We start from the raw sequence: 16351 nt of genomic DNA on the forward strand, positions 1-16351 counted from the left end.
GTGTGGTTTCTGTGCGCGAGCTGTGAACACACGGCCCCACGCCGCGCGGGCCCGCGGCGTCGTCTCCTAACCTTGGAGCCCATGCGCCGCGGAGTCACGACCCGATGACCCGCTTCCTGACGCGCCGGATGCTGAACTACGTCCTGCTGCTGGTGCTCGCGTCGTTCCTGACGTTCACCCTGACCTCGCTGGCGTTCAACCCGCTGGAGAGCCTGCTGGAACGCAACCCGCGCCCACCGGACGCGATCATTGCCGCCAAAGCCGCCGAACTCGACCTCGACAAGCCGATCCCACTGCGGTACCTGCACTGGGTGTCGGGCGCGATCCGCGGCGACTTCGGCACGACGGTGGCGGGTCAGCCGGTGGCGGAGGAGCTGTGGCGCCGGGTCGGGGTCAGCCTGCGCCTCGTGGCCATCGGCTCGGTGGTGGGCACGGTCATCGGCGTGGTGATCGGAGCCTGGAGCGCCATCCGGCAGTACCGGCTGTCGGACCGCGTCATCACGCTGCTGTCGTTCCTGATCATCAGCGCGCCGACCTTCGTCATCGCCAACCTCCTGATTCTCGCGGCGCTGCAGGTCAACACCGCGGTGGGACTGCAGATCTTCGAGTACACCGGGGAGAGCTCCACCGACGCCACCGGCGGGGCCTGGCAACACTTCGTCGACCGACTGCAGCATCTGGTGCTGCCGACGCTGACCCTGGCACTGTCCTCCATCGCGGCGTTCAGCCGGTACCAGCGCAACGCGATGCTCGACGTACTCGGGCAGGACTTCATCCGCACGGCGCGCGCCAAGGGCCTGACCCGCCGCCAGGCGCTGTTCAAGCACGGGCTGCGCACCGCGCTAATCCCGATGGCGACCCTGTTCGCCTACGGGGTCAGCGCATTGGTCACCGGCGCGGTGTTCGTCGAGAAGATCTTCGGCTGGCACGGCATGGGTGAGTGGGTGGTCGAAGGCATCGCCAGCCAGGACACCAACATCATCGCCGCGATCACCGTGTTCTCCGGAGCCATGGTGCTGTTGGCCGGTCTGCTCTCGGATCTGATCTACGCCGCGCTCGATCCGCGGGTGCGTGTCCGATGACCGCCGGGCCCGGGTTCGCGTCGCGTCGCACGCTGGTGTGGCGACGTTTCCTGCGCAACAAACCGGCGGTGGTGTCGCTGGTGGTGCTGGTCCTGCTGTTCGTGGGCTGCTACGCGCTGCCGCCGTTCTTGCCCTACACCTACAGCGAATTGGACTACTACGCGCTGCAGCAACCGCCCAGCACCGACCACTGGTTCGGTACCAACGCGCTGGGACAGGACCTGCTGGCGCAGACCCTGCGGGGCATGCAGAAGTCGCTGCTGATCGGGTTCTTCGTGGCGTTGCTGTCGACGCTGCTGGCGGCCACCGTCGGGGCGGTCGCCGGCTACTTCGGCGGGTTCCGCGACCGTGCGCTGATGTGGGTGGTCGATCTGCTCCTGGTCGTGCCCGCGTTCATCCTGATCGCGATCGTCACCCCGTTGACCCAGCGCTCGAACACCGTGTTCTGGCTGATCCTGCTGTTGGCGGCGTTCAGCTGGATGATCAGCTCCCGGATGGTGCGCGGGCTGACCATGAGCCTGCGCGACCGGGAGTTCGTGGTGGCCGCCCGCTACATGGGGGTCAGCCACTGGCGCATCATCACCCGCCACATCATCCCGAACGTCGCGTCGATCCTGATCATCGACACCGCGCTCAACGTCGGCGTCGCGGTGCTGGCCGAGACCGGGCTCAGCTTCCTCGGCTTCGGTGTCCAGCCGCCGGACGTGTCGCTGGGCACCCTCATCGCCGACGGCACCCGCTCGGTCACGACGTTCCCGTGGGTGTTCCTGTTCCCGGCCGGGGTGCTGGTGCTGATCGTGCTGTGCGCCAACCTGATCGGAGACGGCCTGCGCGACGCGCTGGACCCGACCACCCGGCCGCGGGTGGCGCGATGGCGGTGGGGACGCCGATGAGCCTGCTCGAGGTGCGCGGCCTGACCCTGACGTTCCCGACCGACACCGAGCGCGTCGCCGCGGTCCGCGGCCTGGATTACGACGTGGACGCCGGCGAGGTGGTGGCCCTGGTCGGCGAGTCCGGGGCGGGCAAATCCGCGGGCGCCATGGCGGTGATCGGGTTGCTGCCCGAATACGCCGAGGTGTCCGGTTCGGTGCGGCTGGACGGCGAGGAACTCCTCGGGATGGGTGACCGTCAGCTGTCGCGCATCCGCGGCGCCCGGATCGGCACGGTGTTCCAGGATCCGATGTCGGCCCTGACGCCGGTCTACACCGTCGGCGACCAGATCGCCGAAACGCTGCGGGTGCACCGTCGCGACCTCGGCCGTCGTGAAGCGCGTACGCAGGCCGTCGAGTTGCTGGAGTTGGTGGGCATCGCCGCGCCGGAGAAGCGCGCCCGCGCCTTCCCGCACGAACTCTCCGGGGGCGAGCGGCAGCGGGTGGTGATCGCGATCGCGATCGCCAACGACCCCGACCTGTTGATCTGTGACGAGCCGACGACGGCGCTCGACGTCACGGTGCAGGCGCAGATCCTCGACGTGCTGCGCACCGCCCGCGACGTCACCGGCGCGGGCGTGCTGATCATCACCCACGACCTCGGTGTGGTCGCCGAGTTCGCCGACCGCGCGCTGGTGATGTACGCCGGCCGAGCCGTGGAGACGGCACCGGTCTCCGAGCTGTACCGCAACCGGAGGATGCCCTACACCGCAGGACTTCTCGGTTCCGTACCACGCCTGGACGCCCCTCAGGGCGCGCGTCTGGTACCGATCCCCGGCGCTCCCCCGTCGCTGGCCGCCCTGCCGGCGGGTTGCCCGTTCGTCCCGCGGTGCCCGCTGGCGATCGAGGCGTGCAGCGCCGAGGAACCCGCGCTGGAGCCCGTCGACGACCGGGGCGACCACCGCGTGGCGTGCATCCGGCACGAACACGTCGTCGGCCGTAGTGCCGCAGACCTGTACGCCGTGTCGACGTCCCCACCGGCGGCGCCGCCCGACACCGACGAACCGTCGGTGGTGCTGCGCGCCCGCGACCTCGTCAAGACCTACCCGCTGACCAAGGGTGCGGTGCTGCGCCGGCGGATCGGGGAGGTCCGCGCCGTCGACGGCATCTCCTTCGAGCTGCAGCAGGGCCGCACGTTGGCCATCGTCGGCGAGTCCGGTTCCGGTAAGTCCACGACCCTGCACCAGGTCCTCGAGCTCACGGCGCCGCAAGCGGGTTCGATCGAGGTGCTCGGCACCGACGTCGCCACGCTGGACCGACGCACGCGGCGGGACCTGCGCAAGGACCTGCAGGTGGTGTTCCAGGATCCGGTCGCCTCGGTGGATCCCCGCCTGCCGGTGTCCGACGTGCTCGCAGAACCCCTGCGCGCCAACGGTTTCAACTCCGCGGATGCGCAGAACCGGGTGGCCGAACTGCTCACGCTGGTGGGGCTGCGACACGAGGACGCGGCGCGGTATCCCGCAGAATTCTCCGGTGGCCAGAAACAACGCATCGGCATCGCTCGTGCGTTGGCGCTGCAGCCGCGCATTCTGGCGCTCGACGAGCCGGTCTCGGCACTCGACGTCTCCATCCAGGCGGGCATCATCAACCTGCTGCTCGACCTGCAGGACCGCTTCGGTCTGGCGTACCTGTTCGTCTCGCACGATCTCTCGGTGGTCAAGCACCTCGCCCACCGGGTCGCGGTGATGCATCGCGGGACCATCGTCGAGCAGGGCGACAGCGAGCAGGTGTTCACCGCGCCGGCCCACGAGTACACGCGCCGACTGCTGGCGGCGGTCCCTCAGCCGGAGCCCGATCGCGGTTAGAGTCTGTCCGCATGACCCACCTGACCTCGCGAGCAGACACCAAAACCCCCAATTGGTCGCTGAAAAGGGGGCTCACGCGTCTGCTCGCGGTGGGAACGGTGGCCGCGGTGGTGCTGGCGGGCTGCTCGCGCGCCGAGGAGAGCGTGCCGTCCCCCGGCGGCGATGCCGAACTCGGCATGACCGCCGACCTCAACCCGCAGGATCCGGCCACGCTGCGGCCGGGTGGCAACCTGCGGCTGGCGCTGACCGGCTTCATCCCGAACTTCAACTACCTGCACGTCGACGGGAACCTCGGTGAGCTCGGCGCGATGCTGCGCGCCACGCTGCCGCGTGCTTTCGTGATCGAGCCCGACGGTGAGATGTCGGTGAACTCGGACTTCTTCACCGATGTCGAGCTGACCACCACCGAACCGCAGGTGGTGACCTACACGATCAACCCGAAGGCCGTCTGGTCCGACGGCACGCCGGTCACGTGGGAAGACATCGCTGCGCAGATCAACGCGACCAGCGGCAAGGACGACCGATACCTGTTCGCCGCGCCGAACGGCAGCGACCGGGTCGCGTCGGTGACCCGCGGCGTCGACGACCGCCAGGCGGTGGTCACCTTCGATCGGCACTACGCCGACTGGCGCGGCATGTTCGCCGGCAACGCGATGCTGATGCCAAGGACCGTGACCGCCGACCCCGAGACATTCAACAAGGGGCTGCTCAACAGCGCGCCGCTGTCGGCGGGGCCGTTCATGATCACCACGATCGACCGCGGGGCGCAGCGGATCGTGCTGACCCGCAACCCGCGCTGGTGGGGTGCTGCGCCGGTCCTGGAGTCGATCACCTACACCGTGCTCGACGACGCAGCGCGGATGCCCGCACTGCAGAACAACGCGATCGACGCGGTCGGGCTGCAGAACCTCGACGACCTGACCATCGCCCGGCGCACCGAGGGGATATCGGTGCGCCGCGCACCGGCACCGAACTGGTACCACTTCACGTTCAACGGCGCGCCCGGCTCGATCCTGGCCGACCGCGCGCTGCGGTCGGCGATCATCAAGGGCATCGATCGCCAGGCCATCGCGTCGGTGTCGCAGCGCGGGCTGGTCGACAATCCGGTGCCGCTGAACAACCACATCTTCGTCGCCGGCCAGGAGGGCTACCAGGACAACAGCATCGGCTTCGACGCCGAGGCCGCCAAACGTGAACTCGACGAGCTGGGGTGGCGGCAGAACGGCCAGTTCCGCGAGAAGGACGGACGTCGCCTGACCATCCGCGACGTGTTCTACGACGCCAGCAGTACGCGCGCCATCGCCCAGATCGCGCAGAGCAATCTGGCCGAGATCGGCGTCAACCTCGAGCTGGTGCCGGCCGGTGGCGGGAAACTGTTCTCCGACTTCGTCATTCCCGGTAACTTCGACATGGCGCAGTTCGCCTGGGGCGGGGACGCGTTCCCGCTGTCCGGGCTGACGCAGATCTATGCCTCCGACGGCGAGAGCAACTACGCCAAGATCGGCAGCCCCGAAATCGACGCCAAGATCGAGGAGACGCTCTCCGAGCTCGACCCGGCCAAGGCCCGGGACCTGGCCAACGAAGTCGACAAGATGATCTGGGAAGAAGGGCACAGCCTGCCGTTGTTCCAAGCGCCGGGCAACGTGGCAGTCCGCAGCAACCTGGCCAACTACGGTCCCGCCGGCATCGGCGACCTGAACTACACGACGATCGGGTTCATGAACTAGCACCGGGCAGCAGCGACTCGGCGCGGGCGGCGACGCTGACGGCTCCGGTCAACAGCCGGATCGTCGCATTGGCCGGCAACGCGTCGAGCTCCGGACCGCGAAAGGCCAGCTGCGGCAGGCGGTCCCCTACCGCCGCAGCACACACCTGCAGCGCCGCGGGTTCCCGGGTGTCCAGGATGCTGTGTCCGGCGGTGGGCAGTTCGACCAGTGTGGCGCACGGAATCAGCTCGGCGACCCGGTGCGCGACCGCCGGCGGGGTGGTCAGATCACGTCCGCCGGACAGCACCGCGGTCGGCCAGTGGAATCCGGGAAGTGCCGCCCGCAGATCGAAGGGCTCGGCCACGAAACCCACGTCGCCGCGGGCTGTCTCGCGCATGACGACGGCCGGGTCCAGTGGCCCACCGTCGGGTTCGGCGCCGTAGTTGAGTTCACGAAACGCGATGCGCTCCACGAGATCCGGTTCGTGGTGAAACGGTGTCTGACGTTCCAGCAACATCCTCGTGCCGAACCCGACCGCCCGCCACACCAGCGGGTGACCCGACAGCAGCAGATCCAATTGGCGGCTCAGCACCTCCGGACCGCCGGTGCCGTACAGATCGGCGACCAACTGGACGTCGCGCCGTGTCAGCACCCCGCCCTCGACGAGGATGCGGATCTTGGTTGCCAGTTCGGCGGTGCCGGGCACCTCGCCGTCCCACAGCACCCGGCGGATCTGGGCACGGACTTCGTCGATGTCGTCGGCGCACAGCAGGGGTGAGTCGAGTGTCATCGCATACACCCGCTCCGGATGGCGCACACCCACGCCGGAGGCCAGGTAGGAGCCGTAGGACGCGCCGTAGATCACGGCTGTCTCGACGGCAGCGTCGTCGAGGACCGCCGCGATGTCATCGACGGCGGCCTCGACGCTCATCGCCTCGGCGGGCAGGTCCGCGCCGGTGTCGTCGTGTCGCGACAAGCCGACCCCGCGGTGCTCGATCATGATCACGTCGAGACCGGCGGCCGTGGCGTGGCGTCGGAACGTCCGGTAGAGCGCGACCGAGGCGGCCCCGGGCCCACCGGGGATGACGACCAACGGATGTGGAGATTTGGGCCCGGTGCGCACGTAGTAAAGATCGAAATGGTCGCTGCTGTCCGGCCCGACAGGTCGCCGGACCGCGCGGACCCCGGGGAGTGCCGCGAGCCTGCGGTGCAGTCGGCGGCGCCGGGCGGTCATCGTCATCGCCATCCATTGTGCCGCGCCGGTACGGCCGTTCGGCTCGTGCTGCTCCGACCTGGCGCCTCCTGAGCGACGGGCGGGGGTTTCAGGGCTCAGAACCTGTTGCCCGGCAGGGCGATCCAGTCGGCGTCTTCTTGAGCCGTCAGGACGCGCCGTTCACATCGCGCTCGTCAGCTCGATGTGACAGGCGCTGCGAATGTCGGCGTAGCGCTGCGGGCTGCAGGTCAAGATGATCACCTGACCGTCGCCGGCGACGGTGTCGAACACCTCGGCCATCTTGGCCAGGCGTTCGGGGTCGGTAAAACCCAGCGCGTCGTCGATGACGACGGGCACGCTGTCCTCGTGGGCGACGAGCGCGGCACCGGCCAATCGCGCGACGATGCCCAACTGCTCTTTGGCCCCACCGGACAGCGAGTCGTAGGGCACCGTGCGTCCCGACACGGTGCGGGTGCCGATCCGCAGATCGGAGTCCACGTCCACTTCGAAGGTCTCACCGAACACCAGCCGGCCCAACCGTTCCACCTCGGCGCGGAACGGGTCGACGTAGCGGCTGCGCATGGCGTCACGGTGTTCACTCATCACCGACTTCAGCAGCTTCGCGGCCCGGGCGCGGCGGTGCACCCGCTGGTATTCGCTGTCGGCGTGCTGCCGTTCGGAGCGTGCGGCGTCGAGCGCGCTGTGCCGGCCCTCCGAGCCGTACACCTTCAGAGCGGCGGCGACTTCCCGCAGCGCCTCGGTGGCGTCGGCGTGGCGCGCGGTAACGGCGGCCGCGGTCTGTTGGGTCCGGTCCAGGGTGGCGGCCACGGCGTCGGGCTGGTGGCCCGCCAGCTCCTCGGCCAAACGTGTCGCTGCGGCTTGGGCGGTTTGCGCCGCGTAAGTGTCCGCGTCGGCCTTGACGGCGAGCTCGTCGTCACCGACCTCGGCACGCTGGTCGGCCAATCGCTGCTGCGCGGAGGCCAGCTCGTCCACGGCGGCCTGCAGCTTCTCCTTGGCCCGCACGGCCCGCAGTCCGCGTTCGACGACCAGCTTGGCGGTCTCCTCGGCCAGCTTGCGCTGGGTCTCACAGCCCCGGCGGCTCTCCTGGTGCGCGGCGACGGCAGAGGTCAACTCGTTACGCAGCGTCGTGGCGTCGGTGTCGTCGGCGGCGCCGTCCTCCCCCAGGCGGGCCCGGAGCTCGATGATCTGACCGCGTACCTGCTCGGCATCACCTTCGACGGACAACGCGGACAAGATCGCCGTGTGCTCCTTGAGCGCCGCCTCCAGCTGCGTGCGACGCGCCTGTACCGCGCGCGCTTCGGCTGCGTCGCCCACGCCGGCTTCGGAAAGTGCCTGCTGCAGCGCGAGATTGGCCACGTCCAGACCGGCCTGTGTCGTGGCCGCCGGAGCTCCGGGGATCACCCGCAGCGATACCAGCCCGGGCAGATCCACACCGGTCGGGCCGGTGATCGAGGCGTCCCACGACTGCCCGCGCCGCAGCGCCACCGGCCGGCCGGCGATCAGCAATTCGACGTCGGCCTCGGCAGTCACCTCGACGTGGGCTGACGCGTGCTCGACGGCCGCCGCCGCCTGGGCGACCGCGGCGGTGGCCTCGTCGATGGCGATGACGTGTGCATCGGTCAGGGTGATCGCAGCGAGATCGCGGCGCGCCGCGTCGATCGCCTGCTGGTGTTGTTCGAGGCTGGCCGAGCGGGCGGTCAGCCTCGCCAGCGACTCGCGGTCGGTGAGACGCTGCACGGCCGCTTGTGCGCGGTCCAGCCGCTCCTGGGCGGACTCGAGAGTCGCCCGCGCCGCCTCCGCGGCGGCGTCGGCGACCCGCTGCATCTCGACGGCGGTGTCATGCTCCTCGGCGGCGACCTGGGCGGCGGTCTGCAACTCGGCGATGGTCGCGGCGCGCTGGTCGACATCGGCCCGGCAGCGCTGCCGCTCCTTGAGCGCGGCCGTCGACGCCGCCGCGGTGTCGGACGCAGCCCGGGCGAACACGCCGGCCTGCTCGGCCTCGACGCGCAGGGCCGCGATCTTCTGGGCGGCCGCCTGCGCTTCGGCGAGTTCGCGTGCGGCGTCGGACTTCTCGGTCTGCAACTCGGCCAGTTCCTCGGTGAGCGCCGCGTGACGCCGCACCGCGTCGTCGACCTCGGTGACCGCGGCTGCACACCGCGCGACCTCCTCATCGGCGGTCTTCAGGCGGGCGGTCGCCGCCGCCCACTCCCCGGTGGGCCGTCCGGTGGCGGTGAAGTAACGCCGGTACTCCTCCTCGATCCGGTCGACGAGCAGGGACTCGGTGGCGCCGGCCGGGGCGACGTCGTCGGCCACCTCGCCCGCCACCACATCCAGTGCGCGCGACAACGCGTCGCAGCCCGACAGATCCGCAGCCGTGGTCGAGGCCGACTGCAGCACACGCTGCGCCTGCCACAGATCGACATCCATGGTCTCGGCGAGAATGGCGCGCACGCGATCGTGGGCGTCGTCTCCGGTCAGTTGCTCGCGGCGCGGCGCCAGCAACGTCAATTCGGTTTCCGGCCGCTTGTGGAAGCGCTTGCGGTAGACGAATCGGTAAGGGCCGGTGGAGATCTCGGCGGTCACCTCGGCGCCGACATCCGCATGGGTCGGCTTGACCTGTTTGACCTCCTTCTTGGTCGACCGGTCTTTGGCTTCCAGGAGGAGGTCGAGCGCCTCGAGCATCGACGACTTGCCGGTTTCGTTGGGTCCGCTGACCACGACGATGCCGCTGTCGGGGAACTCGATGTCGCGGTGGGTGATTCCGCGATAGTTGGTCAGCGTGAGCCGGTGCAGTCTCATGCCGCGCCTCCTTCGGTCAGCCGCAGCAACAGGGCCAGCGCTGCGCGGGCGTCCTCGGCGTCCTCGCCGCTCGCGCGCGCGGTGGCGACCAGTTCGTCGACCGCGGCGGCAGCGAACCCGCCGATGTCGAGATCGTCGAACTCGCCGTCGGCGGGCAACACGGCGATGTCGGTTTCCCTGTCCCAGGTCACCAGCGCGGCGAAGAGACGTTCGTAGCGGAACAGACAGTCGTCGAGCTTGGCCTTGTCGGTGACGGTCAGGGTTCCGGTCAGGCCCAGACGGACCACCGTGCGGTCCTTGTCCGGCAGCAGATCGAGGTTGAGGTCGAGATCGGCGACGTCCCTGCTGTTGTCGACGCTGTGACGCAACGTCAGGAAGCGCCACTGTCCGACATGCCGCGCGTCGACCGTCACCGGTCGGCGGGGATCGTCGTCGTCGATGTCGACGACGAGGACCTGGCCGGGGTCGGCCTCGATGTCGTCGTAGTTGGTGACCTCCGGTGAGCCGGAGTACCAGATGCGTCCGCTGCCGCCGACCTGGAAACGGGAGTGCTTGTCGCCCAACGCCACATAGTGCACGGCTCCGCTGTCCAGAGCGGCTTCGAGGGTGTCGAGCGCGATCAGTGAGGGCCGGTCTTTGTCCGGGACCAGGATGTCGACCGCTCCGTGCCCGACGAGGACCCGTGTCACGCCGTCGGCTGTCAGCCCGTCGAGGACATCGGCGACCAGGTCGGTGGTGGGAGCCTTCGAATACCAGGGCGCGGCGACCAACTCCAGGCCGGGACGCACCGCGTGCACACCGGGACGATCGAGGACGGTGACGTTGTCCGGGCATTCGGACCGGAACAGCGGACCGGTGTACACCGAGGACGCGTCGAGTGGGTCGTGGTTGCCGGGCAGCAGGTACACCGGCACCCCGATGCTGCGCATCGCCTCCAGCGCCTGGCTGATCTCGCGCGGTGCGAGTTGGTTGTGTTCGAACACGTCGCCGGCCACCACGACGAACTCCGCGCCGGTCTCCTGCGCCAGCGCTCCCAGCCCTGCCACGGCGGCGCGGCGGGCAGCCGAATACCGGGGCTGCGCATCGGCGTTGAGGAAGTAGCGGGTCATGCCGAGCTGCCAGTCGGCAGTGTGCAGAAATCGCATGTCGGCCCCCGTTCTGTCGCGTGTCCGGTCGAGCTCTTCAACCGGGCATGGCGAGTGTAGGGCGACCCGCCGACAAGTCCGGGGATGCGCACCGGCATGCCCTAGGCTTGGTCGCCATGGAGGCGTCTCACCGCACGCTGGTCCTGCTGCGGCACGCCAAGTCGGGCTACCCGGACGGGGTCGCCGACCACGATCGCCCCCTGGCGCCGCGTGGGTTGCGCGAGGCCGTGCTGGCCGGCGACTGGATCAGGACCCATCTGCCGCCGGTGGAGGCCGTGTTGTGCTCGACGGCGCTGCGCACCCGGCAGACTCTCGAACGCACCGGCGTCGACGCGCCCGTGCGCTATGTGGCGCGTCTCTACGATGCGACGCCGGGCATGGTCCTCGACGAGATCAACTCAGCGGCGGGTCATTTCGATGCCGATCCCGCGACGCTGCTGGTGGTCGGGCACGAACCGGTGATGTCGGCGTTGTCGCTGAAGTTGGCTGAGAACACCGACACCGCGGCGGCACAACAGATCGCGGTCAAGTTCCCGACGTCGGCGTTGGCGGTGTTGCGCACACAGACCACGTGGGACGGGCTGGAGCTGGGGGGCGCGGAGCTCCGCGAGTTTCATATCGCGCGCTGAGCGCGCAATCAGGTCGAAGCGCGCTGAGCGCGCAGTCGGATCGAAGCGCGCTGAGCGCGTAGTCAGGGTGAAGCGCGCTGAGCGTGAATCAGGCGCGGGTGGCCAGCGTCAGCTCCATCAGCTTGGTCACCATGCCGCAGGCGTCCATACCCGGAGTCTGCGGGTTGACCCACCAGCCCACCACCCCGGCGGCGTCACTGGCCACGCCGCACGCGCCGTTGGGATCCTCGGGGCGCATGACGAATGACTGGATGCCCGCGATCGAGCGGTTCTCGATCTGGTAGCCCAGTTGCTCGGCGACCTGACGTTCGTTGTCGAGGCTGCCTTCTTCGAACCAGAAGCGGGTGATGTCGACGAGCCCGGACGGGTTGGCGGCCTGCCAGCGGCACACCGCGCCCACGAAGGTGCTCTGGATGTCCAGCGGATCGGCGCCGACGGTCTCGGCGAGGATGTCCTCGGTGAGGACCTCGCACTCCTTCAACAGGTTCGGATACTGCCGCTGGGAGTCGTTGTTGCGCGTCGGGTTCGTCGAGCCGGCCTTGGCGGCCGTGCCGTCGACGGTCTGGGTGCAGCCGGTCAGGGTGAGCAGTGCCGCGGCGGCCGCGAGCAGAGCGCGTCGTGCCATCATTTCGCGTTCACTATCGATTGCCGGGTCAATTCCTTGGCCACCTCGCAGGCATCCGGGAACGGCGGCTGGCCGTAGCTGATCGACCACTCGATGAAGTCGTCGTCGAACTGGATGCCGATCTCGCACAGGTTCACCCCGTACTGCGGGTCATCGTTGATGCCGATGAACCCGTCGTGACCTTCGATGTTGATGTCTTCGACGCTGGTGCGCGACAACTCCATCGTCTTGCGTTCACGTCCGATCGGGCTGCCGCGGAACCAGGTGAAAGAGAAGTGGGGGCCCAGAATGCTGCCGCCGGAGAGCCACTGGCAGCCCACCGACGTCTTCGCCGTGTTCACCAGCCCCGGCACGCGGGTCTGCTTGGAGATCTCCTCGTCACTGATCCCGCCGCACTGCGGGAAGAACGGGCCGTGAGAGACGTCCTGGGCCGGCGCCTCCGAGGCGGGCACCTGTGCGGGGTCGGACGACTGTCCGTCGTCGGAGCAACCGGCCAGCACCGGGAGCACGGCCGCCAACGCGACGGCCAGCGCGGAGCGCGTCCGGGCCACCCCGGCAGGCCGGTCGATGCGGCGCGGGCTGTGGTTCACGCCATGCACTGTAGCGGCAGCCTCGGCGCGCAACCACCGACATGCCGGGTGACCAGCATGTTTAACCAATTCTCAGGTGAGCCAGCCGAACACGTGGCGCGGTGCGCGGGTGTGCGAGAGTAGCGGGATGCTCTGGAGGCTGCTCCGACGGCATGTGCAGCCGTACCGCGGACTGTTGGCCGTGGTGGCAGTGCTCCAGGTGATCAGCACGCTGGCCACGCTGTATCTGCCGACGGTCAACGCCGCGATCATCGATGACGGTGTCGCGCGCGGGGATCTGCGTCGCATCGTCGAACTCGGGATGGTGATGCTGGTCGTCACCGGACTTCAGGTGGTGTGCGCGGTCGGCGCGGTCTACTTCGGTTCCCGGGCGTCGATGGGGTTCGGCCGGGACCTGCGGTCGGTGATGTTCCACCACGTGACCGGGTTCTCCGCCGAGGAGACCGCCCGCTTCGGCGCGCCGTCGCTGCTGACCCGAACCACCAACGACGTGCAGCAGATCCAGTTGTTGTTGCAGCTGACCTGCACGATGCTGATCACCGCCCCGATCATGTCGGTGGGCGGCATCTTCATGGCCATCCACCAGGACGCGGGGCTGTCCTGGTTGCTGCTGGTCAGCGTGCCGGTGCTCGCGGTGGCCAATTATTGGATCGTCTCGCATCTGCTGCCGATCTTCCGGCGGCTGCAGGGCCAGATCGACGGGCTCAACCGGGTGCTGCGCGAACAGCTGACCGGACTGCGCGTGGTGCGGGCGTTCGCTCGGGAGGCCCATGAGCGGGCCCGGTTCGGCGAGGCCAACCACGCGCTGGCCGGCACGGCGCTCGAGGCGGGCCGGTGGCAGGCGTTGATGCTGCCGGTGACGACACTGGTGATCAACGTCTCCAGTGTCGCGTTGATCTGGTTCGGCGGCCTGCGCATCGACGCCGGTCAGATGCAGGTCGGGTCGCTGATCGCGTTTCTGTCCTATTTCATGCAGATCCTGCTCGCCGTGCTGATGGCGACGTTCATCCTGGTGATCATCCCCCGCGCGTCGGTGTGTGCCGAGCGGATCACCGAGGTGCTCGACACCCGGCCGGCGGTCGTCAACGCCCCGGCCGCCGACGCGCCCGTCACCGTGACCGGTGAGATCCGTTTCGAGTCCGCGACTTTCAGCTACCCGGGCGCCGACCGACCCGTGTTGCAGCAGGTTTCACTGACCGTCGCGCCCGGGACCACCACGGCCGTCGTCGGCTCCACGGGGTCGGGCAAGTCGACGCTGATCTCGTTGATCTGCCGGCTCTACGACGTCACCGCCGGAGCGGTTCGCATCGACGGCACCGATGTGCGCGACCACGACATCGAACGCCTCTGGAACGCGATCGGTTTGGTGCCCCAGCGCGGATACCTGTTCTCCGGCACGGTCGCCGACAACCTGCGGTTCGGCGACGCCGACGCGACCGAGGACCAGATGTGGGCGGCCCTGCGTGTGGCGGCCGCCGACGAGTTCGTCGCCGCGCATCCCGACGGCCTGTCCATGCGGGTGGCCCAGGGCGGCATGAACTTCTCCGGAGGACAGCGGCAACGACTGGCGATCGCGCGCGCGGTGATCCGACGACCGGCGATCTACCTTTTCGACGACGCGTTCTCCGCACTTGACGTGCACACCGATGCGCGGGTCCGGCAGAACCTCCGGGAAGTCTCCTCCGACGCCACGGTTGTGCTGGTGTCGCAACGCATCTCCACCGTTGCCGGTGCCGACCAGATCGTCGTCGTCGACGACGGGCGGGTGGTCGGTCAGGGTCGGCACGACGATCTGCTGAGCACCTGTGCCACCTACCGCGAGTTCGCCGACTCCCAGGCCGTGCGGGCCACATGAGCGGACCCCTGGCCCGTCCGATGCGGATGGGTGAACCGCCGCAGGTGCGGTCGCGGAACTTCAAACAGTCCGCGATCCGCCTGCTGACGCTGCTCACCCCCAACCGCGGGATGACGATCGCGGTGATGCTGCTCGGTATCGGCGGCATCGCCATCGGGGTGATCGGCCCCCGCATCCTGGGGCATGCCACGGACCTGTTGTTCGACGGGGTGCTCGGACGACAGCTGCCGGCCGGGCTGACCAAGGAGCAGGCGGTCGAAGCCGCCCGCGCCCGCGGCGACAACACCTTCGCCGACCTGCTCTCGGGAACCTCGGTCGTACCGGGTCAGGGCGTCGACTTCGCTGCGGTGGCTCGCACCCTCGCTCTGGCGCTGGGCCTGTATCTGGTTGCCGCGCTGATGGTCTGGGTGCAGGCACGACTGCTCAACGTCGTGGTGCAACGCACCATCGCCGCGCTGCGCACCTCGGTCGAGGAGAAGGTGCACCGGCTGCCGTTGCGCTATTTCGACACCCGCCAGCGCGGCGAGGTGCTCAGCCGGGTCACCAACGACGTCGACAATCTGCAGCAGTCGCTGACCATGTCGATCACCCAGCTGCTGACGTCGACCCTGACCATGGTGGCGGTCCTGGTGATGATGCTGACGATCTCGCCGGTCCTGACGCTGCTGACGGTGGTGACCGTGCCGCTGTCGCTGTGGGTGACCCGCTCGATCGCGCGCCGGTCCCGTCGGCTGTTCGTCGCGCAGTGGACGAACACCGGAAAACTCAACGCGCACATCGAAGAGACCTACAGCGGCTTCACCGTCGTCAAGACCTTCGGCCACCGCGCCCACGCCGAGGAGCGGTTCCGTGAGCTCAACGGAGACGTCTACCGCGCCAGCTTCGGAGCCCAGTTCCTCTCAGGGCTGGTGTCGCCGGCGACGATCTTCGTCGGCAACATCAGCTACGTCGCGGTTGCGGTGGTCGGCGGACTGCAGGTGGCCACCGGCCAGATCACCCTCGGCAGCATCCAGGCGTTCATCCAGTACGTGCGGCAGTTCAACCAGCCGCTGACCCAGATCGCCGGCATGTACAACACGATGCAGTCCGGCGTCGCCAGCGCCGAGCGGGTGTTCGACCTGCTCGACGCCGAGGAAGAGGCGCCCGACCCCCCGCGTGCGCTGCCCGCGGCGGTCGGCGGCGGCAGAGTGGAATTCGAGCGTGTCAGCTTCGGCTATCAGCCCGAGGCCCCGGTCATCGAGAACCTCTCGCTGGTGGTCGATCCGGGAACCACCGTGGCGATCGTGGGACCGACCGGGGCCGGAAAGACGACGCTGGTCAATCTGCTGATGCGGTTCTATGACGTCAGCGCCGGACGGATCCTGCTCGACGGTGTCGACATCGCGACGGTCAGCCGTGAGTCCCTGCGGTCCCGGATCGGCATGGTGCTCCAGGACACGTGGTTGTTCGCCGGAACCATCTACGACAACATCGCTTACGGGCGCCCCGCCGCCACCCATGCCGACGTGATCGACGCCGCCCGCGCCGCGTACGTGGACCGGTTCGTCCACACGCTGCCGGACGGCTACGACACCCGCGTCAACGACGGCGGCACCAACATCAGCGCCGGCGAGAAGCAGCTCATCACCATCGCGCGGGCGATTCTCGCGCAGCCCCAGCTGCTGGTGCTCGACGAAGCGACCAGCTCGGTGGACACCCGCACCGAGGTGTTGATCCAGCGCGCGATGACCAGGCTGCGCAGGGACCGCACCAGTTTCATCATCGCCCACCGGCTTTCGACCATCCGCGAGGCGGACCTGATCCTCGTGCTCGACGCCGGGCGGATCGTCGAGCAGGGCAACCACGACGAGTTGGTGGCCCAGCGCGGCAGGTACTGGTCGATGACGCAGACCTGAGCGGACTGCTCAATTGCGTTCGGCGGACATGCCGCCGAGCCCTCGGGCAGCATGTGG

The 16351-nt window shown here is 68.9% G+C and carries 12 protein-coding genes; 7 read left to right on the forward strand and 5 right to left on the reverse strand.

Annotation, left to right across the window (positions count from 1 at the left end; genetic code table 11):
• The first annotated feature begins 104 nt into the window (after positions 1-104).
• Genes ACAG25_RS17665 through ACAG25_RS17680 form a run of 4 tightly spaced genes read left to right on the forward strand, consistent with a single transcriptional unit; the run spans position 105 to position 5543 of the window.
• A complete protein-coding gene (locus ACAG25_RS17665) occupies positions 105-1082 on the forward strand; it encodes an ABC transporter permease (protein ID WP_370489761.1) in 978 nt (325 codons plus the stop codon).
• Positions 1079-1975: an ABC transporter permease gene (locus tag ACAG25_RS17670; RefSeq protein WP_370489762.1), complete on the forward strand. Its 897-nt coding sequence runs from the start codon at positions 1079-1081 to the stop codon at positions 1973-1975. The genes ACAG25_RS17665 and ACAG25_RS17670 overlap by 4 nt, the downstream gene beginning before the upstream one ends.
• The gene (locus ACAG25_RS17675) at positions 1972-3816 is read left to right on the forward strand and encodes a dipeptide ABC transporter ATP-binding protein (protein WP_370489843.1); all 1845 of its coding nucleotides are present in this window, start codon (positions 1972-1974) and stop codon (positions 3814-3816) included. Before ACAG25_RS17670 ends, ACAG25_RS17675 begins: the two co-directional genes overlap by 4 nt.
• 11 nt (positions 3817-3827) lie before the next feature.
• The gene (locus ACAG25_RS17680) at positions 3828-5543 is read left to right on the forward strand and encodes an ABC transporter family substrate-binding protein (RefSeq protein WP_370489763.1); all 1716 of its coding nucleotides are present in this window, start codon (positions 3828-3830) and stop codon (positions 5541-5543) included.
• Here ACAG25_RS17680 and ACAG25_RS17685 read toward each other — a convergent pair.
• The 3 genes from ACAG25_RS17685 to ACAG25_RS17695 all read right to left on the reverse strand — a co-directional run bounded on the left by ACAG25_RS17685 (position 5533) and on the right by ACAG25_RS17695 (position 10700).
• Positions 5533-6762 (reverse strand): alpha/beta fold hydrolase, encoded by a 1230-nt coding sequence (locus ACAG25_RS17685; RefSeq protein WP_370489764.1) that lies wholly within the window; start codon positions 6760-6762, stop codon positions 5533-5535. The genes ACAG25_RS17680 and ACAG25_RS17685 overlap by 11 nt on opposite strands.
• Positions 6763-6915: 153 nt before the next feature.
• Positions 6916-9555 carry an AAA family ATPase gene (locus ACAG25_RS17690; protein WP_370489765.1) on the reverse strand — a complete coding sequence of 880 codons (2640 nt, stop codon included), beginning with the start codon at positions 9553-9555 and terminating at the stop codon, positions 6916-6918.
• Positions 9552-10700 carry an exonuclease SbcCD subunit D gene (locus ACAG25_RS17695; protein ID WP_370489766.1) on the reverse strand — a complete coding sequence of 383 codons (1149 nt, stop codon included), beginning with the start codon at positions 10698-10700 and terminating at the stop codon, positions 9552-9554. Before ACAG25_RS17695 ends, ACAG25_RS17690 begins: the two co-directional genes overlap by 4 nt.
• 116 nt (positions 10701-10816) lie before the next feature.
• Between ACAG25_RS17695 and ACAG25_RS17700 the strand changes: the two genes are divergently transcribed.
• On the forward strand, positions 10817-11329 hold the full coding sequence (locus tag ACAG25_RS17700) for a histidine phosphatase family protein (protein WP_370489767.1): 513 nt from the start codon (positions 10817-10819) through the stop codon (positions 11327-11329).
• An 88-nt stretch (positions 11330-11417) separates the two neighbouring features.
• Here ACAG25_RS17700 and ACAG25_RS17705 read toward each other — a convergent pair whose 3' ends face one another.
• Together ACAG25_RS17705 and ACAG25_RS17710 are read right to left on the reverse strand one after the other, a co-directional pair.
• Positions 11418-11954 carry a DUF3558 domain-containing protein gene (locus tag ACAG25_RS17705; protein WP_370489844.1) on the reverse strand — a complete coding sequence of 179 codons (537 nt, stop codon included), beginning with the start codon at positions 11952-11954 and terminating at the stop codon, positions 11418-11420.
• Positions 11954-12553, reverse strand: a complete 600-nt coding sequence (locus ACAG25_RS17710; protein ID WP_370489768.1) for a DUF3558 domain-containing protein — start codon at positions 12551-12553, stop codon at positions 11954-11956. The genes ACAG25_RS17705 and ACAG25_RS17710 overlap by 1 nt, the downstream gene beginning before the upstream one ends.
• 118 nt (positions 12554-12671) lie before the next feature.
• Between ACAG25_RS17710 and ACAG25_RS17715 the strand changes: the two genes are divergently transcribed.
• Together ACAG25_RS17715 and ACAG25_RS17720 are read left to right on the forward strand one after the other, a co-directional pair.
• The gene (locus ACAG25_RS17715; protein WP_370489769.1) at positions 12672-14399 is read left to right on the forward strand and encodes an ABC transporter ATP-binding protein; all 1728 of its coding nucleotides are present in this window, start codon (positions 12672-12674) and stop codon (positions 14397-14399) included.
• On the forward strand, positions 14396-16294 hold the full coding sequence (locus tag ACAG25_RS17720) for an ABC transporter ATP-binding protein (protein WP_370489770.1): 1899 nt from the start codon (positions 14396-14398) through the stop codon (positions 16292-16294). The genes ACAG25_RS17715 and ACAG25_RS17720 overlap by 4 nt, the downstream gene beginning before the upstream one ends.
• Positions 16295-16351 lie beyond the last annotated feature (57 nt).

It is taken from the genome of Mycobacterium sp. pV006, assembly GCF_041287115.1.
Taxonomy (GTDB): Bacteria; Actinomycetota; Actinomycetes; order Mycobacteriales; family Mycobacteriaceae; genus Mycobacterium.

Coding starts and splice junctions, on each gene's coding strand:
- ACAG25_RS17665 (WP_370489761.1), top strand. CDS start 105: ATGACCCGCTTCCTGACGCGCCGGATGCTGAACTACGTCCTGCTGCTG.
- ACAG25_RS17670 (WP_370489762.1), top strand. CDS start 1,079: ATGACCGCCGGGCCCGGGTTCGCGTCGCGTCGCACGCTGGTGTGGCGA.
- ACAG25_RS17675 (WP_370489843.1), top strand. CDS start 1,972: ATGAGCCTGCTCGAGGTGCGCGGCCTGACCCTGACGTTCCCGACCGAC.
- ACAG25_RS17680 (WP_370489763.1), top strand. CDS start 3,828: ATGACCCACCTGACCTCGCGAGCAGACACCAAAACCCCCAATTGGTCG.
- ACAG25_RS17685 (WP_370489764.1), bottom strand. CDS start 6,762: ATGACGATGACCGCCCGGCGCCGCCGACTGCACCGCAGGCTCGCGGCA.
- ACAG25_RS17690 (WP_370489765.1), bottom strand. CDS start 9,555: ATGAGACTGCACCGGCTCACGCTGACCAACTATCGCGGAATCACCCAC.
- ACAG25_RS17695 (WP_370489766.1), bottom strand. CDS start 10,700: ATGCGATTTCTGCACACTGCCGACTGGCAGCTCGGCATGACCCGCTAC.
- ACAG25_RS17700 (WP_370489767.1), top strand. CDS start 10,817: ATGGAGGCGTCTCACCGCACGCTGGTCCTGCTGCGGCACGCCAAGTCG.
- ACAG25_RS17705 (WP_370489844.1), bottom strand. CDS start 11,954: ATGGCACGACGCGCTCTGCTCGCGGCCGCCGCGGCACTGCTCACCCTG.
- ACAG25_RS17715 (WP_370489769.1), top strand. CDS start 12,672: ATGCTCTGGAGGCTGCTCCGACGGCATGTGCAGCCGTACCGCGGACTG.
- ACAG25_RS17720 (WP_370489770.1), top strand. CDS start 14,396: ATGAGCGGACCCCTGGCCCGTCCGATGCGGATGGGTGAACCGCCGCAG.